Below are 20,150 nucleotides of genomic sequence, written 5' to 3' on the forward strand. Positions count from 1 at the left end.
TATAATAATTATCCACTTCTTCAATCCCAAAGAATAAGTGTGATTTATTCATTATATATCCTATTATATAAAAGTTAGGTATTGCCAAGGTTGCCTGCCAGGCAACCTTCAGAAAAAATTTGAAAAGTCCCTATTGTACACGGTATCCAAAGTTATATCTACTATATTCTTTTCGCCGATACTAATGGATATATATTTCAGGTAGATTATTTTTAGAATCTACATTGTTGTAAGCGGTGTGTGGTACCAAGATGTTTTAGCACAGCCTCTTGCGATGACCTTTCTAAAAGCTTAGCTTCTTCAATCCGTCCCTGTAATATTCATGGTTTAATCTCATTTCAGTAGCTTACAATATGTCTTAAGCCATATTTCGCCATCAAATTCGTTGAATCCTTTATCTACGTTCAGTATTGCATATATATGTGCACCAAATAACTAACACTTTGAAAACGGCGAAAAACCCCGATATACACCAAATGATGTATGCCGGGGCTTTTGCTATCTGCTTCTGTCTGTATTGCTCTCCTTGGCAGCCTCCCTTTCCCTGTTCACCTCCCCAACCGTCCTGATGGCGTACTGCCCATCCTTCTCCCAAACGGCCATGGGAGCTTTAGCATCCACCAGCTCAAGCACCTGGCTCTGAGTGGCCCCCACGTCCAAACAGTGTCGGATAGCCTTACAGCAAGCAGCTTCGTGGTCATCTTTACTTGTCATATTGTGGCTGTTGTAGGCGTTCCAGTAGACCTGCATGAACTGGTTGGATATGCTCGATGAAACGGTACGGATGGTCGTGGCTGTTTCGTACATGGCATCCAGCCTTTCTCTGGCCTCCTTCATCTTCGGCAACAATTCCTTTGCTTTTTTGTGAACCTCTTCAAAGCGATTGCTGGAAGCTAGTGCCCCATTCACCGGGCAGTTGCTGGCCAGGTCTCCCAGAGCCTTACAGCTCATTTCCGCATCTTTGAGGACAAGGCGGTATCTAGCGTGTATGTCAGCAGATTCCTTATGCCAAGAATCCTCTTCGATATAGAGAAAATCATCGTTGTCAGCAATGACCGGGTAAGTATCAGTACCAGGTTCGGTTTCATCGTGGAAGCCAGGTGGGATTATCTCCACATCATCATAGCGGTCTGCAGCACTGTTGTGGACAAAATCCGTGGGCGATGGCATTACAGTATAGCTCGGCCACTCTTCCTTGGCTCTCATGCACTGCCAGAATCGTTCCTTGGACAGCAAGGCATCCACCCCCTTCTGGGGGATATTGTCCGCTATGTGTTCTTGGGCATAAATTTCAAGCTGGCACTGCAACTCCTGCTTAAACATACCAAAATTCTCTGTCTCAGTGCATACTTCCAGTTCTATAGCTTCCTTCAGACCGAAATCATCATAGAATTCTTCGTAGGGATAGCCTTTAACAGGCTCGGCATAAGCTGAGTTAGGCCCTTTGTCAGAGGGAATGCAGCAGGTGAACTTGATGTCAGGACGATCTTCCTGCCAGTTGTAGCAGGGATCTATATAGATACATACATCCCCTGCCCGCACCATACCGAAGAATTCATGCTCAGAACTGGTCTCCTGTTTCATATATTTGCAAAGATGCTTGAAGTCAAATTCCGTAAAGTCCGAGGTGTCCACATATATGAGCTTGTCTGTCATGACATCAATCTTTTTGCCAAAGAAACTGCCAAGATGGGTATAGCTGAGTATCAATGGCTCCCCAGTGGGGCAGTACTCGTCCGGGCTATAGTATTCAATGCAGTCCCGAAGAGCTGGGTATTTTTTCAAATCCATTTCCAAGCTCATGATGGCAGCCGCAAAGCTTTTAAGGCTGCTGTCATACTCCTGCAATTCTGCCAGGAAGCCCTCTACCTCATCTGGATTCCTGTCTACTGATACCATGCCGGAATTGTCACTGAGGGATCTGTTGACCAAGCATCTGATAACCGGGCCTGCCTCCTCCAGTCTCGGCAAGTCTTTGAGACTTGGCACCTCTTTCCCATGCCTATCCACATATTCTTGGGCTGCCTTCAAAAAGTTCTTGCCTGGTATATCTATGGCTTCCTGGGGTACGAGCATATTTCCGGCCAAATCGCCCTGACGGTAGTAAACGGTATAGTGCTCACCATCGTTGGGGCGTTCTACGTCTATATCTGTTGCAATTGTTCTCATGGGCGATTCCTCTTATCTCACAACGGCTTCCTCTTTCGGAGCCGGGTAATCCTTGCAGAAGCTGCCAGACAATACATTCTCCTTAAGTTTTCGGGGATATTCCTGCTTATCTCCTTCCAGCACCGCCATGCGCGGGCTGAGCTTGAACAGGGTAATAGTGGCTCGGTCAAGGTCAGTCTTGTCCACATAGCCTTTCTGTTTACAGCTCTTGTGAGCCACTTCCATAAGAAAAGCCTCATCTGCCTTTTCCCAACCAGCCTGATCCGCAGAGCGAAGGCTGGAGAGGCTGTATTTCTGGGCGTTTTCGAAGATGAACTTCTGGTAATCTTCCTCCACTGTTCCGCTACCGGCGGCATTTACTGTAGATCCAGCATAATAGGCCTCATTGAAGCTCTTCTGGTAGTCATCATGTTTCTCGGCTCCTATAGCCTCCCGGTCTGCAGCAATGGTCTTTTCTATTTTCTCATTGGAAATCGGGGTCATAAGCTCCTTGTCTTTGAAGGGCTTGACATTCAACTCCTGAAAGCCAATGCTGTCCACATAGAAATATCGCTCGTTGATCTGAACCACATCGCTCATAGACAGGGAGGACATAACCTGACCGGAAGGACGGTCATCGGCATTATGCTCTGTATAGATGTTTTCAAGGATGGCAGACACATTCTCCCCTTTGGCTTCATAGGTTTCCTGCCATTTCTGCTCGTATGCCTTGAAGTCTAAGGGATTCTTTGCAGAATGGGTCTTGCTGGCTTCCTCCCAGCTGGAGAAATGCCAGTCGCTCCCCTCTTTCAGCTGATGGATAGCCACATACAGTTTGCCGGCTGCCTTGGCTGGAGTGGGAGATTCCGGGGCAGGTGTTTCTTTGACTGTTTCCGCTACCACAGGCTTCTCTTTGGTGACCTGGGCTTTTTCTGCTTCGGCAGCCTTCACTTCTTCCTTTGTTTCCTCAACATCTTTATGCTGCGATTTCTCTTTCATCAAATCCCGCACAAAGTCCTCAAGGTAACGGGCAATCTTGGAAGCATCGTTGGCCGCTTTAAAGATTTCCGTCTTGTCGTTCTTCAGGGCTTGCAGCCAGCTTTTCACATAGGCAGCGTGGTTCTGGGTGTTCATGGGAATGCCCAGGTCTGCAGACAGGAAGGTGGAGGCCAGCTCTGCCCGCAGTTCTTCCTTGGCATAGGTGGATGAACCAAAGTTAGTACTTCCCGCACCAAAGCGGTTCAAGCGGCTGCTATGGCCTGTCCAGTGCCCCAGTTCATGGAGAGCAGTGGCGTAATAATTGGCTATCTCCGGGAAAGCTTCTGCCTTAGGCAGGTGGATTTCATCCTGGCTGGGGCTGTAATAAGCACGGTTGGCCTGGTCATTGAAGATTTTAGCCCCGGAGTTCTTCAGCATGGCCTCGGCAATCTCGATCTGGTCATCATGGGTGTAGCCTACGGCTTTGGGGACATATTCCGGGATAGGCTCATACTTGATGACAGGCTCCATCTTCGGCTCCATAATGGTATTGCCGTCCTTGTCCTTCCCCGGCACCAATACAGGCTTGCCCTCCTTGTCATAGACCGGGGCATATTCCTGATTTCCCTGCTCGTCCTTCACATAGGTCATGCCAAGGCAGCAGTCGGAGGCGTGGAAGACACGGTAGTACCTGTTCGTCCAATGCTTCTCATCCTCCGGCAGTTCATTGCCCTCAAGGTCTTTATCAGCATAGAATCCCATGCGGATGAGGGTGGACTTGGCTCCCTTCTTGATGGAGTAACCCATGTCCTTGGCCTGTTTAAAGGTGAAGAAACGGGGGTCTTGGCTGTCCCCATGCTTCTTCATCACGATGGAAAGGCGAAGGAGATTATCTTTGTAATAGGGCCTCTCAGTCTTGCCATTCATGGGCACGGCGGCAATGGCAGCCCCTACCTTGCTATCCCAGCCCTGCTGCCAAGGGGTGGTTCCTTCTTCGATAGCCTTGATGATGTCATTGGTGACTTCCTGATAGTAATCCATCTTTTCGGTTGCCATAGATCAGTCCTCCTTCTGCTGGGCGTGGTATGCTGCCATAATGTCCTGGGTATACTGGGCTTCCGTGACCATCTTCTCCCCGTCCCAAATGTTCTTTTCAGAGGCCTCGGCGTAGTTTTCATCGGTTATGGCATCTTCTGCTTCCTCGGCGATGCCCTGTGCCTTGATTTCCTCTTCGGTCATGGTGTATATGCTGTCGCTCATTTTAATTGCTCCCTTCTCGTGCTATGAATTATCTTACTGCAGCTGCCTCGGCCTGAACGGCCTTGTATTCCGGCTTCTTCATTTCGGCCATGGCTTTTACCTTGACCTCGGACAAGAGATTTGTGATGCCCTCTTCCTTCTTCCCAGCCTTCACCAGAAAATCCACCAGCTGGCTCACTGCCTTGTCCCGGTTTTCGTCCTTCAAGAGGCTGTTCAGGTCAAGGAGGTGGTTATCTGCCTTTTCCTCTGCCGGTTTCTCGCTCTGGCCCGGGGCACTCGTCCTGCCGTAGATGGCATCCCGCTTTTCCTTGATGGCCACAGATTTTTCCATGAGCTTGTCCTTTTTCTCCTGCAAACTCTGGAGGCCTTTGTCAAAGACCCGGGCAATCTTGCGAATGCCGCTGTCTACTACGCTGTAGGCCTTGTCCTTGGCAGCATTGCGGATACGCTTGGGGGTGTCAATCACATCCCGGTATACCTTGTGAACGGTACGGCGGGTGTGCTTGAAGAGCTTGCCATAGTTCCGTCCGGGCTGCTGGGCATGGTTGTAGATGATATTGGCTTCCTCCAAAAATTTGATGGCCACCGCCATGCTCTGGGCAAACTGCTCCGGGGAATAGCCCTGCACGGAAGAACGCATATCGGCCAGCTCCTGCCGGAGTTCCTGCATTTCCCGTAGCATATCCTGATTACGCCGTTCCACGGCAGTCAGCTGCTCCACAAGATAGTTGTTGGCGTTCTTCAAGGCCGCCGTGCTGTGGTCTAAGGCCACGGCTCTGTCTTCCGTTGAGGCATTTTCCGACTGGTAGGTGCGGGAAAGATGGTTCAAGCTGTCGCACACTGCCTCATGCCTGGGCTGATACCCCTCCCAAATAGCCGGTTCCGGCCCGAAGCATTCTTCGGCAGTCCGGCAGTCTTCAAGATGCTGTTTAAGTTCCTCGGCAGGGGCAGCAATCTGCTCATAGGCCGCTACCGGGGCAGATTCCTTCACATCTTCCATATACCCTTCCATGGTGGCAACCAAGCTGGCAAAGTTCGCTTCATCCAGCTCCGGCTCTTCATTCTGATACTCATTCATAGCGACATCCTCCTTTGGTGCTGTCTCGTGGTAATCACGACCAAATATCTCCTTGTAAGCGGTGTCAATATCTCGCCCCTCCAATAGAGGCGAGGCTTTGGAGTATATGCAATTTGTCCTGTACTCGCTTATCACGGCATTGTCTATTTCTTCCGTGAGTTCGTTGGCCATGTGGCCATCATCCAGCCAAGCCTGCATCGCTATCTTGGCCTCTTCCTTCGGCAAGCCATAGAACTGACTGTCTTTCCTGAATCCCAGCCCCGGCGTGGAAGTGATGAAATCCACTACTTCTGCTTCACTGGTAACAATGTAGTGGGAGCCATCCACGGCATCAATGGTGAAAACATAATCCCCTGCAGCCGCTCCGGCATTGGACACTTCTTCGATATTATCGTCAATGAGTGCCCGCAGGTTCTCAGCGGTGACCGGGTTATCACAGATGGCTGTGATGCCCCCGGCACCATCCCTTGCAACATATAGCATCTTTATCGCCTCCTATGGGGGTATTGTAAATCTGGTTAGGGGTTGGAAAACTATACAATGTTTTACTCAACGAAAAAAAAGACTGCCATCTTGGCAGTCTTTCAGCTTGTTAACCCCCTTATATCGTCAGATGTCCATAATTTGATTTTTCCCGTTGCAAACAGATAGGTAAGCAATACTTTTGTAAACATCACCAAAATTATAATCTGCAAAGGGGTGATTGATGACAAAAAGGCGATGACAATATCCTTTAATGTTACGATAGTAGAGATAAAGCTAATAAGTTTGTAAATGGACATAATGGGACCTCCTATATTTCTGCCTTCAACCGCTTATTACCTGCGGTTACAAGCGAAATATAGTAAGAATCCATATTTATTCTAAATTATGGAGTTTCTCATAAAAAATGAGGGCCGAACTTCTCTGAAGTTCGGCCCTCATCTGCAAAGCTTTATCTGCCAATAGCCATAGCCCTATTTTCGTTATTTTCCCCTACCAGTCGCTTCACATCGACTACTTTTATCATGCTGGGAGACAGTTCCTCGATGGTCTTGTAGATGTCTTCGAGGTCGTAGCCCTTCGCTATCATGACATCGGCTATCCCCTTGTCTGTGCTCATGGCATTATCCGGGGAATAGGCGTTGTCGTTTCTGGTCAGGGCTTCGGCTGCCCGGAAGAGGAATGTCCTTTCGATGTCGCTCTTGCCCTCCAGTTTGGTGAAGTCCATATGGCCATCCTTGTCCACCAGCTTCAGGATGCGGCTCCGGCGTACATCACCCTCGATGTCCTTGGCCTCAGTGAGGCCTTTTTCCTTGGCGGCCAGTATCATGTCTATTTCTTCTGACCTTGCCTTGAGCCGCTGGAATTCATCTTCCCTGGGGTAGGGAGCCTCCAAGGAATTCTTGGCCACCTCAAGGTTGTGCTTCAAGGTTTCCAGATTTTCCTTTTCTTCCGTGATTTTCTCGTCCACCTTCTTGCCAATGTCCTTGATAGCCGTCAAGATACGTTTCTTGCTACCGTAGATGTCGATGCGGAAATCAGTGGCATTAACCGCCTGAATGTAGGGGCAGTTGTTCATCCAGTCAAAAGCCGTTGAAAGCTTGAATCCCTTATATTCCCCGGTGAAATTCTTGGTAGCCGTGGGGGCAAGGGCTTTGCTCAAGGCCTCCACGGCCTCTTTCTCGTCCAGATACTTCACGCCATTGATGGTCATGGCAAAGGCTTCCTGTGGCTCCCCATCCAGCCCCGTTGTCTTGTGGGTGTTGTTCTGCCACGTTTCCTTGTTCTTCAGCTGGGCCTCCAAGTGGCTCTCACTCTGGGCAATACGGTTTGGCAAGTCTATCTTTACCTGTTTTGCCATACTCTCACGGTTTTTCAGGTAATTGCCCTTGTCCAGCTTCAAGCGGTTATAGGCGTTATCAACGTCCATTTTTTCCTTAATCAGGGGATCACCTGCCGCCAGTGCCTTGATTTCAGCAGCACTCAAAACTACCTCATCACAATCCTCAGCCTCTCGTGTGGGGACTTTGGAGGACATAATCTGCGAGATAAACCGTTGCTTATTCTCTATGAGCTGCCACATGTAGGCATCAAAGGTGCCTTTGGTAACATACCTGAATACCTTCACATCCTTGTTCTCATTGCCCCGGCGGACAATACGCCCCATACGTTGCTCAAGGTCAGCTGGCCGCCATGGCACATCGAGGTCATGTGTGGCAATGAGCTTGTCCTGCACATTGGTGCCCACTCCAAGGTTGTCCGTGCGGCCTAAGAGTACCCGCACCTTCCCAGCTCTGACCTTGGCAAAAAGCTGTTCCTTGGCTTCATCGTCCTTGGCTTCCTGCACAAAGGCGATTTCTTCCCTTGGCACACCTGCCTCCACCAGTTTGTTGCGGATATCATCGTAGACATTGAACTTATGTGGCTCTTTCTTATTGGGCACTGACTGGTCGCAGAAAATCAACTGAGTGGATTTCTTGTCCCCGGTGGCCTTGTAGATGTCCAAGACATTCTTGATGCACTTGTTGACCTTGCTGTTGGGATTATCTGGCAGGGTTGGGTCGATGATGCGTTCATCCAAGGCCAGACTGCGGCCTTCATTGGTAATTTTCAGCATATTATCTTCGCTGGGGTCAATACCACCATTGCGGATAGATTCAGCCCGGATAGCCAGCTCGTTCACAAGGTCTGACTGAGTTTCCGTAGGCTCTATCTGGTCTACCACCATTTCGCAGTTGGGCACATCCAAATCAAGCATGTCGGCAGTCTTGATATCGGCGGTCATTTTGAATATGGCCATCAACTCCGGCAGATTGTAGAACCGGGAGAATCTGGTCTTTTCCGTAAAGCCCTTACCCTCCGGCTTCAGCTCAAAACCAGTTACTGCCTCCCCGAAGGTGGCTGCCCAGTCATCAAAGCTGTGGATGCCCGCATCCTTCAGCACATTGGGCTGGAGGAATTTCTGCATGGTGTAGAGTTCCGTCATGGAGTTTGACACTGGGGTGCCGGTGGCAAAGACGAGACCTTTGTAATTGGTTTTCTCGTTGATGTACTGGCACTTGTCCATCAGGTCATTGGCACGGACAGAATCAGAGTTGCCGATACCAGCCACGTTGTTCATCTTGGTCATAACGTAGAGATTCTTGAAGTTATGAGCCTCATCCACATAAAGCCTGTCAATGCCCAACTCTTCGAAGTAGATAGGCATGTCATCCTTGTTCTTCTCCACTTCATCCTGTGCCTTTTCCAGCCGTTCCCTGGCTTTTTTCAGCATCAGCTCCACCTGCTTGATGGAATACTTGGAATCATCACTTCCCCGAAGTTCATCCAGCATATCCTCATATTCCCCTATACGCTGCTCCTGCAGGGCAATCCGGCGTTCCGGGGTAATGGGAATACGCTCAAACTGGGTATATCCCATGATAACCGCATCCCAATTCTGGGTAGCTACCTTGGCCACAAAAACCTTGCGATTTTTCTTCTCGAAGTCGCTTGGCTGGGCAACAAGGATTTTGGCCTTGGGGTAAAGCTTCATAAAAGCTGCCCCAGTCTGCTCGGTGAGGTGCTTTGGTACCACCATCAGGGCTTTCTGTGAAAGCCCCAGCCGCTTGGCTTCCATGGCAGAGGCTATCATTTCATAAGTCTTGCCCGCACCTACCGCATGAGCAAAGAGAGTATTGCCGCCGTAGAGCGTGTGGGCGATGGCTGCTTTCTGATGGTCTTTCAGTTCGATGGCCGGGTTCATGCCGGGGAAGCGGAGGTATTCGCCGCTATACTCCCGGGGCACGATGGCATTGAACTTCTCATTGTAGAGGGCTGTCACTCTGTCGGCTCTCTGCTCATCCTTCATGATCCACTCGGCAAAAGCCCGCTTCAAGTCCTCCTGCTTCATCTGAGCTGCAGAAGTAGCCTCCGGGTTGATTACCCGCTTGCCATCAGCTGTGTTCTTGTACACATGGGGCTGCTTGAGGTTTAAGGCCAGCTCGGCAAGGTTCAGGGCATTCACATCACTGGTGCCGTAAATCTGGTCTATCTTGGTATTGGAAAAATCTCCCTTCTTGTCAATATGCCACTTGCCAGAGGCCTGTGAATACTCGATTTTCAGCTTTCTCGCCTCGCTATAAGACAGGTCAAGCTCCTGGGCAAGAAAGTCCCTCACATACTGGATGGGAAGCCATGTAGCCCCAAGTGTAACTCGAATATCCTCAGAGGGAATATCTGCGGGCTTCACATCTTCCAAAGCCTCGATATTTGCCTCAATGTCCCTGAGCTTATCATCGTAGATACTCAACTGCTCATGCTGGCGGCTGCTGATGAGGTCTTCCACCTGCTTGTCATAGGCCGTCTTGTAAGCTGGCCATGCTGCTATGATTCCCTTCTTGCAGTCTTCCTTACCCTGCTTATCCAGATGGACGTAATCGGCAGCAGTGAGTTTTTCATGCAGGAATTTGTAGTAAGGCACGAAATCCGGCTGGAAGTAGGAATTCACCTTGACTTGCGGCTCCATGTGCTCCAGCATATCCCGTATGTCTGCCCCGGCTTCATCCTGACTGGAAATGCTCTTAATGCCATGACGGAAAGCCTCCAGCACAAAGACCGGGTCATCCCTATATTCCGAAGGGCAGTTGTAGCCAATCTGTCGCATGGCCCCTGCCATGTGCAGCATAAACTCCCGGTCAGACTTATGATTCTCATAGTATTCACGCTCATCGCCATTCAGCTGGTACAAGCCGTAGATGGCACTCTGATACTGGTTACCTGCCCGGATAAGACCATTGCCGGAACGTACATACTGCTGGGTGTCCTTCAAGATGGCGTGTATCTTCTTCTCAAAATCATTCCCCGGGGCGTAATCAGGCTGCCAGTCAGGCATCATGATCCCCGCTACAGCCAGTTCCTTGTCCAGCAGCAGCTTCTTCCGCTCTTCCTGCAAATGGTGGATTTTAGCCCGGACATTGCCGGAAAGATATTCATCGGCAATTTTGTAATCGCCATCCTTGTAATCTTGGAAGATGAGCTTCTTGTCCGTCAGTTCCCTGAGGATATCCGTTACATTGGCCTCCGGCATCAGGCTGGCCATGTAGCTGACATCCACCCTGCCCTTTTCCTGCATGGAGAAAGCCAAGGCATCCATGGCAGTCTCGGCCTTTTCCGGGGAGAAGGTAGGCATGACTGTGCGGGCTGTGAAAATATCTGCTTTGCCAAGGAACACGCCGGTTTCTTCATCCACGTTTTCCAGAACTTCCATCAGGGGGCAGGTGGGGTCCTGCCTGAAGGTAGATAGCAATTCCGTGTCCCTGTAGATATGCCCGTAGTTCTTCACATGCTGGTCGTAGACCTTATTCAATGTGTCCTGCAGAGCAGACAGTTCTTCATTGGAGCAAGCATTGGTCTGGGCATCAAAGACATCCCGGACGGCATCCCGAATGTGGATAAGGGAAAGCACTTTCTTCTCAAGTTCCGGGGCTTTAGCCAGAACGGCGTTTATTTTCTTACGCCGTCCAGCGGTCAAATCTTCTTCTCCCCTAACTTCCCCCGAGACTTTCTTATCTTCCTGCTGGCTCACTATGGCATCCCTTACCAGCTGCTGATGAAGATATAGCTGGAAATCATGGGTTGCACCATAAACATCATGGTAGACCACCTTGCCATTCTCATAGGCATAGCCATAACCGTTACTGGCCTGTATGTTTTCCTGCACCGGCGGCTCCAAGGGTTCCTGAGCTTTTTCATAGCTGCCCTCAAAGTTTGCGATGGTCTCGGCGATTTTATCGCCCAAATCCATCCCCGCTTCCGGCTCACAGGTAACCACATTACCATGGGGTCCAGAGGTCAAAGCCAGCTTCCCCAGTACATTTTCCGGGTGCTTGTCAAAATATCTGTTGATGGCCTTGTATTCAAGCTCCTTTGGTGAAGCAGTTTCCACCCAGCTATTGAAGTTATCGTCTCCACCCTGAGTAAAGCCCTGCTTGTCCTTGGTAATAGTCAAGGGCACTTCCCGCTTCTTCAAGATAAGAATATCCGAAGTGACACTGGTACCAGAGGCATTGAAAGCCGTGTTAGGCAGACGGATAGCTCCTACCAGTTCAGCCTTAGCAGCAATATCCTCCCTGACCTTGGCTGACCGCTTGTCCATGGTGCCGGAGCTGGTCATGGCCACCACATAGCCACCGGGACGCACTTCATCCACCATCTTGCTGATGAAGTAGTCATGAATATAGGGACGCTGCTTCTTGTAGCGTACATCGCTGGTAATGCGGTACTCGCCAAAGGGCACATTGCTGATGGCAAGGTCAAAGGAGTTATCCGCATAGGTCGTACGCTCAAAGGGCTGGTTGGAAATCTCTGCATCCGTATAGATATGGGCAGCAATTCGAGCAGTGATGGGGTCAAGCTCCACACCATGGATATTGCTGGCTTCCCTGATGCCTTCCGGCATATTCTCCAAGAACCTGCCGTTGCCGCAGGATGGCTCCAGGACATTGCCCCCGGCAAAGCCCCGCTTCTCCAGCCCTTCATAAATCCCCTTGATAAGCTCCGGCGGGGTAAAGTGGGCATTCAAGGTGGAAGCACGAGCAGAACTGTACTCGGCATCCGTGAGGGTATTCCGCAACTCGTTATATTCCTTCTGCCATGTAGCATTGTACTGGTCAAAGGCTTCAGGCAGGCCACCGAAGCCGGAAAAGCTCTTCAAGACCTTGAGTTCTTCCGGCGTGGCCTCCCTCTCTTCTTCCTCCAGCCGCTTGACAGTGCGGATGGCAGCCATGTTCCGCTCAAATACCTTACGCTTGCCAGAAGTAGTGGACATATCTGCCGTAAAGTCCAAATGACTGAAATCATCGGTGGTAATGGGCTTTTCAGGCTGAGGCTCTGCTTCCACAGCAGGAGTTGGAGCTACCTCTTCTACCTTCGTTTCTGCCGGTTTCTCTGCCTGTGGAGAATCTGCTGCCTCCACCAGTTCCGTTTTATATGCTTCTATTTCTGGAGGCAGTTCGTGAACAAGGTTTTCAATGGTGCTCTTGGAAAAGAATTTCACACGATGATCATAGTTCCTCGTGCCCAGCTTCATGTAGTTCTCCGGGGCTTCCGGGGGAAGGGACCAGTTTTCTGATTCTGGCAGTTTGAGGCCATGCTCCTCAAGACCCTTGGCTGCAAATATGATGTGATTGCGAACAAGGTTCATGGCCATGCCATCAGTTTCAAACATCCCACCACCAAATTCCCGAATTTGGTGCCACCGATAAAGCTCTAAATGAATATTAGCGATAGTGTATTCAAGGAACTTATCCTTAGGCACACGCCCCATATTCAGCTTTTGAGCCATGGTCATTTCAGCCTGTGATGGCTTGGGAAATCCCTGTACAACTTCTTCCTCAACAGAAGGGGTGTCCTTGCTGTCCTTAGTTTCCTCCACGGCTTCGGGGTGACTCTCCTCGGTAACTCTCCCGGAGCCGTCTACGGAAACTTCCTTTTCAGTTACATCCTCCGGCACCCATTTAATCCCACCCTCTGGCGTTCTTACGGGCTTTAGGGTAGCGGAAGTAACCGTGACCGTGGTTGGATTTTCCTCAGTTACGCCTGTCCCGTCAGCTGCTGGGTCAGAAGATACGTTATCTCGTTCTCCATCGCCATTATCGCCCTCGTGTACCCCATCCAGTCCTTCTGCTGGAATATGTGGTTCAGGCCCCTCTGCTTCTTCATTTCCTGCTTCATCTGCTCGTACTTCTGGTTGTACTCCCTGTCCACCAGTCCCAGCCTCAGCTGTATCTCCCCGCTCTGGAGAATGGCTATCCACTGCGCCGGTTTCTCTTCCTCCATGTACTTCGCCCAAATCCCTGACCACCGTCCGGGGATTATCTGCATCTGCTCCCTCATTGCCTTTGCTTTCGCCGTCAGCTGGTCTAACTCGTCCAGCTCCTTCATCCGATCTTCCCTCGCCTTGTCCTCCATGTCCCAACGGGTGAGCATTTCCTGATATTCCTGTTCCTTTGCCAGAAACTCGTCCATTTTCATTGCGTCTCTCTTCCTTTCTGATGAAATCTCCAATCTGACTTAAAACCATCTTGCTGGCATCATTTACCGTGGCAAGGGTCTTCTCGACATCCACATCCTCCCAATCGTGAAGCATCAGCTCAAGGCCAAGCTCATCCTCGGCATCGTAGCCCAGCCGCTCCATGATTACGTAGGCTGTACTGAGGGCCGCAAGCTCTTTGTCCTCAACCCAAGGCAGAGCATCGGTGTAGCTTTTGGTGAAATTCAGGATTCGCTGAGGCATAGACAGGTCACTGGGTCCGGGAAAATGCTCATCCATATAGGCCTTGCACTTCTGCTCGTTATATTCCCATGTGAGCTTTTCTCCCTGATACCCTTCGGTGGCCGAGACATCAAAGACTTCCTCAACGTGTTCCTGATACTCGCTGCCTGCGATGATGGGGATAGGTTTGGCGTTATCTGCCACCTTCCTCCCCAGCTTCTCCCAGATGGCCTTGGTAGCCACCGCACCGCTAGCACCTGCCGGGGCGTGGAAAAAGAGATTGATTTGCTGGGTAAGACCATATTTGTGATACTTGCCCATGGTAGACAGAAAGTCGATATAGCGTTGCTGGTTCGACTTCATATCTAGGATGAAGCGGTCTGCTTCTGTCATCAAAGCATTTTTGCTTATCATGGATATGCCTCCTTCATATGGTGATTACATATCCATGGTAAATCTGCTTAGGGGTTGAAAAACTATACAATGTTTTACTCTACGGTTTTCCAGTAAAATATTAACATATATTAATATATATCGCAAGAATTTTCTGTTATTATTCTAGGAGAAGAGTTTCTTGACTAACCCTATTTAATAGGGTATGATATCAGCAAAGGAGAAATGAAATGCAGATATCACGAGAATTTATACATGGCAAGAAGTTTGACGAACAATGGAAAGCTCTCGGCCTTAACGATGAACACCTCAAAGAGTTACAATCCACTCTACTCGACAATCCAAAGGCCGGTGCAGTTATACAGGGAACAGGAAGACTTCGGAAAATGCGATTTTCCTATGGAAACAGAGGGAAATCACACTGTGCCCGTGTGTGTTATGTTGATTTTGAAATACATGGTCGAATTGTCCTTATCATGGTATTTGCCAAGAACGAAATGGAAAATCTCTCCAAGGCCGAACGTAATAGCTTAAAAGCTTTGATTGAGCGTCTGGAAAAAAGTATGCAGAAAGGAGCATAGAAATGAGCAGGACTTATGATATGTTAGCTGATTCGCTGAATGAACTGATTACGGACTTCGAGGAAAATGATGGAAAAAATCTCTCTCATACTGTATTGACCGTTGATATTGCTCCAGCCCGCAAATTCAGCAGCGAGGATATTCGCTCCATCCGCCAGAAGAATCACTTAACCCAGTCTATCCTTGCAAAATACCTATGTGTCAGCAAAAAGACCATCGAAGCATGGGAATCTGGCCGGAATACCCCTAACGGGCCATCCAGCCGTCTGCTGGAACTTTTAGACCGGCAAGCGGTGTCCATAGTTACAGCTTAAAAAAACAGGTCTGAATCCTTTGTTGTGGATTCAGACCTGTTTTTTATCGTTAATAGGTTTGATTTTTCCTCATAATGACATATATTTTATGTATTTTGTAGCTAAAAATAAACCGTATACAGATATTTCATGCTATCCTCAATGACCCCATGTACGTTATGTACACGGGGTCATTGAGGTTCAGAACCTCACAAATCCCTTCGGCTCCGACTTCTCATAGAGTTTTTTCGACCTCTCAGTGCGGTGATACGGGTCTTCAATACTTACTTGGGCTGCCTGTACCTGGCGCCGGAAGGCTAAATCTTCGTTTTGCTTGATTTTCCCTTCCACGGCTCTAATACTGGCAAGGTTGCCCAGCAGGGTGTTTCGCCTTGCGACTTCGGCTTCCAGTATGGCCATGGCATCTGCCTTTGCTTGATCTGCTTGCATTTCACCTTCGGCGTTGTTGCTGGCCTCCACTATAGCAGCAATATTGGCCTGTTCGCTGCTGGCGGTGTCTATGAAGCCTTTGGCATTGTTGCCGTAATGCTTATAGATTTCTGCTGCCGCCTGATACTGTTCTTGTGCATTGAAGGATTTTTCATCCTCATAGCCTTCTGTACTACGGAAAATCCTGCTCTTCCAGAAATCTAAGGTCTGCTCCCCCATACTGCTGCTATTGGTGTCCCCGTTTAGGCTGGCAATGTTCCTTTGCAAGGTGGTCAGGATGCCTTTGTCCCAAGGGGTTATATTCTTGACCTGAATGCCGAACCGCTCCATGGCAGTGGCCAGCCATTCCTCCATATTCTGTGTGGTAAGTATGGCTTTCATGTGCCGTGCGTAGTCGTAGACATTGCCCTTCTGCCTTGCCAAGTCCTTCAGTGCAAAGGGTGACGGGGCACTGTCGGCATAAGATATGCTGGTCATGCTGTAGTAGTTTGCCGGGTCAAAGGGTTCATCCACACCGGGGATGGTCCGGGCGAATCCTACGCCATAGGCTCCCACACCACAGATGCAACAAGCTGTCAGCACACCAAGGCAGTAAATCACTTTTCCTTTTTTCATAGTCTCACCTCCCTTCGTTACTGCTCATTGGTGAGCTTGAAACCCATGCCGCCGAACTGCTTATTGATAACTTTCTCCATGTGGTCTGCTATCTTAATGAAGAGCAAAACTATCAGGAGAAGCTGGAAGAGTACGGCGATATTGGCCACACGGCTGCTCTTGTTGGCTCCACGATGGCCAAGGACTGCCGCCTGATACTCGTAGGCAGCGGCGTTATTCATGCCTCCCTCCCCCTGATTCCATGCCCGGCAAGCAGCTTCCCATGAGCCGTATTTGTTGTAGTAACCCTCAATTATGAACGCTGCCACCCTATCCTGATTGATTGGTGCCCACGGATATTCTGTGCTTGGCTCTGGTGCCGTGTCCTTGTCTCCGTAGGAACTCCAGCGGGTATAGTTTTCCCCGTCATGGATAAGCGTTCCGCCACTGTTCTCATAGTCCTGGCACCAGTGGTCCCAGTTGTTGTAATTCCCGTAATCTATCTGATAGGCTCCATAATACCCCTGCCCATTGTCGCAATGATAATTGCCACCGTAGGATTCCACAGCCCGGATGCGGGCGAGGCAGTCTTCCTCGCTGATAATCTTGGCAGAGCTTCCTGTTTCAGATACAGTAGTTTGGGTTTCGACCAAATTCCCCACCACAAGATTCTGCATGGTCACTTGGAGCATCACTGTGAAGATAACGAAGAACATGAGGTTCAGGGATGAAGCGAAAATACCATTAATGCCGTTGGAAGCCCATTTCCTTGTCTGTTTCAGTCCAGCGAACATGAAGGAGACAAAGGAGAAAAGAATGGTAAAGTAGAAGAAGAGGTATGCTTTCGCCACATGGATGCCAATGATTACGAAGAGGACGAGGAAAACCGCTCCGAATACGGCACAAATTATGAAGGTATACCCTTCCATAATCAAGTCTAGCAGTCCGTGAGCCTTCAACGCCTCATTGATGAGGGGGGTAATTATCTCCATGCCCTTCTGTACTATCTTGGTGGGGTCAGAGACTGTTTTACCTGCCGAATCCAGAGATTCACCCACGGCCAAGGCTCCCAGCTGCGGAAAACCTTCCAAGGCCAGATTTCCAATGAAGTCTCCCCAGTTCATCAGCATGAAGATCAGGACACCATAAGTAATGATTTTGTATAAAAACCAGCTGGTGAAGCTATGCTCATCATTATCCCCCCATGCCCCAAGGGCTTTATACATGGCTGACATGGCCAGGTCTATGGCCATCAGGCAAGCGAATAACTGCCAGATGTAATTTTTCAGTATCTCCAGAGCCCTGGTCAGCAAGTCCACGAAGGTATCTATGACATCCTTCAGGGGCTTGGCGAAATCAGCGGAAATTTCCAAGGACACATCGCTATCATCAAAATCTGTTGCTACTGTCGGATCCCCGCCATCTACACGACTGCCAAATTTCTCCGCCTCCATCTGTGCCATGCCTGACACAAATAGTCCCGGATCTACCCACTTACCATTCAATTGTGTGCCGAAATGACAGTGCGGCCCTGTAGAATTACCTGTAGAACCCATCGTAGCTATTGGTTGACCTGCACTTACAGTATCACCAATAGAAACATCCACCGTGCTGTTGTGCCCGTAGTAAGTCTTCAATCCATTGCCGTGGTCGATGATAACAAGATTTCCAAAACCGTCATTAAAACCATAAGCGGCATAATCCACAGTACCGGCTCCGGCTGATTTTACAATGTCACCATAGTCTCCAGCAAGATCAACACCATTGTGGTGCCTGACATCACCTGTGATAGGATGTATGCGGTAGCCAAAAGCCGAGGTCATAACTGACGGTGGCGTAGGCACCGGCCATTCCAGCGTTCCGGCTCCCCTTACTTCATTCCCCATGGATTCTGTATCTTCGGTGTACGCCAGTGCTGTGCCGAACATACACAGCTGAAAAATTATGCATAATAGCAGTGCGACACGCCTTAACATTTGCTAATTTACCTCCCGTGCTTTACTATATTGGATTTTAACGAGGAATTTGCTCCGCAAACTATCCAATGTTTTACTCTTTTCCTTGAAACATATGTAAATATATATTATAATATTGCCAGAGAATTTTGAGAACGAAAGGACATTACGTATGTCAGAGCGTTATTTTTACCCAATGCTTATAGAGCAGTTGCCAGACAAACAAGGATACAAGGGCAGATTCATCGACCTGAATATCGAGGTGGCTGGCAAGTCACTGGAAGAGCTGATGGATAACGGCCATAAAGCATTGGACAAAGGATTGGACGATGACATGGCTCTGAGGATCAAGGGAACTGACCCGGCAACTGTAACGCCACCGAGCGGGCAAGGCTTGGTAATCGTGGAATTTGACCGCATTGCCTATAAGGAAAAACACGATAAGAAGACAATAACAAAGGCCGTTACCATGCCAGCATGGATGGCCACTATAGCCAAAGAGCGGCGTATTGACTGCTCAAAACTTCTGCAACGGGCATTGATAAAAGAATTTGGAAAAAATTAGCTGACGTAATTTATATGCAACAGGAGGATTCGCCATGGGACTTTTGGGAAAAAGCAAAAAAGAGATTGAGCGTGAAGAAGCAGAACGAAAATTTGAAGATTATTATGGAATATCACGAGAAGAAGCTTCTATAAACGGAAGTTGTATGGGGCAAAGTATTGGAACTCTTAATTTGGATGCAGTCATAAAGCTCCGTGCCTCAGGTTTTCATGCTGTATTTATGGAAATGTTTTATAATGTTGAATCAAATAAAAACGAAATAGCTAAACTAAACCAAAAATACGATAAGATAATTGAGTTGCTCTCCAAACAAAATGGAGCCTGTGAAGAAATCTCTGTAAATAAGGTCTTCTATGATGGTTAATGGATATTAAGCTGGCAGTCTATCAGGGTACATTATGGACAGTTCTCCCCGTACTTTGCCCCAATTTCTTATGGGCATAGTCCATTTCTTTGTTGCTTCAAATGTAGCCAGGTAAAGAGCTTTGAGCAGAGCTTGGGAACTAGGGAAAACACTTCTCTGCCGGTTTAACCTGCGATATGAAGAATTGAGACTCTCAATGGCGTTAGTAGTGTAGAAGGCGGTACGAACATTGGTGGAAAATTTGAAGATTGGCGTTATTACATCCCAATTGTCGTGCCACCGCTTCATAGCCGAAGGATAATGGGGCGTCCATTTCTTATCCACTTCTTCAAGCCTCTTAACGGCAGTCTTTTCATCAGGTGCGGTATAGATCGTACGAAGGTCTTTTGCAAAATCCTTCATGTCCTTATTGGCTACGTATTTAAGAGTGTTGCGCACCATGTGTACGATACAGCGCTGGTGCTCCGTCTTTGGAAATGCTGCGGCCACAGCCTCCTTGAGCCCTGTGAGGCCGTCGGAGCATAGGATAAGGATATCCTGAACCCCGCGGTTCTTGAGACTGTTCAGGACATTAAGCCAATATTTGCTGCTCTCGTTTTCACCGATTTCAATATCCAGCACTTCCTTGATGCCATCTTCGTTAATGCCCATCACAACGTAGGCCGCCAGTTTGCTGACAATGTTATCCTGGCGCACCGAGAAATGGATTGCGTCGATGAAGACCACAGGATAGATGTTGGCCAGGGGGCGATGCTGCCATTCGTCAATTCTTGGCAGCATCTTGTCCGTTACATCTGATATGAAACCTTCCGAGGCTTCAAAACCATATATGTCGTTGATGGTTTCAGAGATTTGCCGCGTGGTCATGCCTTTGGCGTACATGGATATGATTTTATTGTCGATTTCTGAGATGTCCTTCTGGCGTTTCTTGACTACCTTAGGAGCAAAAGATGACTGTCGGTCTTGGGGAACATCAATCTGCAACTTGCCATAACTGCTGTTCAGAGTCTTGGACTTGTAGCCATTGCGAGCGTTATCGCTGTCTGAACGCTCAGATTTGCTATAGCCAAGATGTTCATCCATCTCGGACTCCATCATTTCCTTGATGGTACCGCCAAGAAGATCCTTGAGTGCATCCTGAATATCCTTGGCACTCTCGATGTCATACTCTTGGAAGAGTTGCTGGATGATAGCCCGCTTTCCCTCAGTCATCTGTACTTTGTGAACATCTTTTCTCTGTTTTGCCATAATAAAA

The 20,150-nt window shown here is 48.8% G+C and carries 13 protein-coding genes; 4 read left to right on the plus strand and 9 right to left on the minus strand.

What is annotated here, in order from left to right:
- Positions 1-498: 498 nt before the first annotated feature.
- The 6 genes from P159_RS0105540 to P159_RS19185 form a co-directional block, all read right to left on the minus strand.
- A complete protein-coding gene (locus tag P159_RS0105540; protein ID WP_029542228.1) occupies positions 499-2,169 on the minus strand; it encodes a hypothetical protein in 1,671 nt (556 codons plus the stop codon).
- A gap of 12 nt (positions 2,170-2,181) precedes the next feature.
- Positions 2,182-4,182 (minus strand): zincin-like metallopeptidase domain-containing protein, encoded by a 2,001-nt coding sequence (locus P159_RS19180; RefSeq protein WP_051650158.1) that lies wholly within the window; start codon positions 4,180-4,182, stop codon positions 2,182-2,184.
- A 3-nt stretch (positions 4,183-4,185) separates the two neighbouring features.
- Entirely contained in the window at positions 4,186-4,386 is a 201-nt protein-coding gene (locus tag P159_RS0105550; RefSeq protein ID WP_029542231.1) for a hypothetical protein, read from the minus strand.
- Between the two features lie 28 nt (positions 4,387-4,414).
- Positions 4,415-5,947: a hypothetical protein gene (locus P159_RS20520; protein ID WP_029542233.1), complete on the minus strand. Its 1,533-nt coding sequence runs from the start codon at positions 5,945-5,947 to the stop codon at positions 4,415-4,417.
- 101 nt (positions 5,948-6,048) lie between these two features.
- Positions 6,049-6,246, minus strand: a complete 198-nt coding sequence (locus P159_RS0105560) for a hypothetical protein (RefSeq protein WP_029542236.1) — start codon at positions 6,244-6,246, stop codon at positions 6,049-6,051.
- A 152-nt stretch (positions 6,247-6,398) separates the two neighbouring features.
- On the minus strand, positions 6,399-14,114 hold the full coding sequence (locus tag P159_RS19185) for a DEAD/DEAH box helicase family protein (RefSeq protein WP_080705928.1): 7,716 nt from the start codon (positions 14,112-14,114) through the stop codon (positions 6,399-6,401).
- Positions 14,115-14,323: 209 nt separating this feature from the next.
- Between P159_RS19185 and P159_RS0105580 the strand changes: the two genes are divergently transcribed.
- Positions 14,324-14,674: a type II toxin-antitoxin system RelE/ParE family toxin gene (locus P159_RS0105580; RefSeq protein ID WP_221174059.1), complete on the plus strand. Its 351-nt coding sequence runs from the start codon at positions 14,324-14,326 to the stop codon at positions 14,672-14,674.
- A 2-nt stretch (positions 14,675-14,676) separates the two neighbouring features.
- Positions 14,677-14,988 (plus strand): helix-turn-helix domain-containing protein, encoded by a 312-nt coding sequence (locus tag P159_RS0105585; RefSeq protein ID WP_029542246.1) that lies wholly within the window; start codon positions 14,677-14,679, stop codon positions 14,986-14,988.
- A 180-nt stretch (positions 14,989-15,168) separates the two neighbouring features.
- Here the strand turns inward: P159_RS0105585 and P159_RS0105590 are convergent, their stop codons facing one another.
- Both P159_RS0105590 and P159_RS0105595 read right to left on the minus strand, forming a co-directional pair.
- Positions 15,169-16,032 (minus strand): hypothetical protein, encoded by an 864-nt coding sequence (locus P159_RS0105590; protein WP_029542248.1) that lies wholly within the window; start codon positions 16,030-16,032, stop codon positions 15,169-15,171.
- Positions 16,033-16,049: 17 nt separating this feature from the next.
- Positions 16,050-17,897, minus strand: a complete 1,848-nt coding sequence (locus P159_RS0105595) for a peptidoglycan DD-metalloendopeptidase family protein (protein WP_318253509.1) — start codon at positions 17,895-17,897, stop codon at positions 16,050-16,052.
- 241 nt (positions 17,898-18,138) lie between these two features.
- Between P159_RS0105595 and P159_RS0105600 the strand changes: the two genes are divergently transcribed.
- Both P159_RS0105600 and P159_RS0105605 read left to right on the plus strand, forming a co-directional pair.
- Positions 18,139-18,531, plus strand: a complete 393-nt coding sequence (locus P159_RS0105600; RefSeq protein ID WP_029542251.1) for a hypothetical protein — start codon at positions 18,139-18,141, stop codon at positions 18,529-18,531.
- Between the two features lie 34 nt (positions 18,532-18,565).
- The gene (locus P159_RS0105605) at positions 18,566-18,895 is read left to right on the plus strand and encodes a hypothetical protein (protein WP_029542253.1); all 330 of its coding nucleotides are present in this window, start codon (positions 18,566-18,568) and stop codon (positions 18,893-18,895) included.
- Positions 18,896-18,901: 6 nt separating this feature from the next.
- Here the strand turns inward: P159_RS0105605 and P159_RS0105610 are convergent, their stop codons facing one another.
- On the minus strand, positions 18,902-20,143 hold the full coding sequence (locus P159_RS0105610) for an IS256 family transposase (RefSeq protein WP_029542255.1): 1,242 nt from the start codon (positions 20,141-20,143) through the stop codon (positions 18,902-18,904).
- Between the last annotated feature and the right edge of the window lie 7 nt (positions 20,144-20,150).

The organism is Selenomonas sp. AB3002, assembly GCF_000702545.1.
GTDB classification, from domain to species: domain Bacteria; phylum Bacillota; class Negativicutes; order Selenomonadales; family Selenomonadaceae; genus Selenomonas_B; species Selenomonas_B ruminantium_A.

Bases quoted from the DNA above. Each gene is read 5' to 3' on its own strand.
- P159_RS0105540 (WP_029542228.1), bottom strand. From the start codon at position 2,169: ATGAGAACAATTGCAACAGATATAGACGTAGAACGCCCCAACGATGGT.
- P159_RS19180 (WP_051650158.1), bottom strand. From the start codon at position 4,182: ATGGCAACCGAAAAGATGGATTACTATCAGGAAGTCACCAATGACATC.
- P159_RS0105550 (WP_029542231.1), bottom strand. From the start codon at position 4,386: ATGAGCGACAGCATATACACCATGACCGAAGAGGAAATCAAGGCACAG.
- P159_RS20520 (WP_029542233.1), bottom strand. From the start codon at position 5,947: ATGCTATATGTTGCAAGGGATGGTGCCGGGGGCATCACAGCCATCTGT.
- P159_RS0105560 (WP_029542236.1), bottom strand. From the start codon at position 6,246: ATGTCCATTTACAAACTTATTAGCTTTATCTCTACTATCGTAACATTA.
- P159_RS19185 (WP_080705928.1), bottom strand. From the start codon at position 14,114: ATGATAAGCAAAAATGCTTTGATGACAGAAGCAGACCGCTTCATCCTA.
- P159_RS0105580 (WP_221174059.1), top strand. From the start codon at position 14,324: ATGCAGATATCACGAGAATTTATACATGGCAAGAAGTTTGACGAACAA.
- P159_RS0105585 (WP_029542246.1), top strand. From the start codon at position 14,677: ATGAGCAGGACTTATGATATGTTAGCTGATTCGCTGAATGAACTGATT.
- P159_RS0105590 (WP_029542248.1), bottom strand. From the start codon at position 16,032: ATGAAAAAAGGAAAAGTGATTTACTGCCTTGGTGTGCTGACAGCTTGT.
- P159_RS0105595 (WP_318253509.1), bottom strand. From the start codon at position 17,897: ATGGGGAATGAAGTAAGGGGAGCCGGAACGCTGGAATGGCCGGTGCCT.
- P159_RS0105600 (WP_029542251.1), top strand. From the start codon at position 18,139: ATGTCAGAGCGTTATTTTTACCCAATGCTTATAGAGCAGTTGCCAGAC.
- P159_RS0105605 (WP_029542253.1), top strand. From the start codon at position 18,566: ATGGGACTTTTGGGAAAAAGCAAAAAAGAGATTGAGCGTGAAGAAGCA.
- P159_RS0105610 (WP_029542255.1), bottom strand. From the start codon at position 20,143: ATGGCAAAACAGAGAAAAGATGTTCACAAAGTACAGATGACTGAGGGA.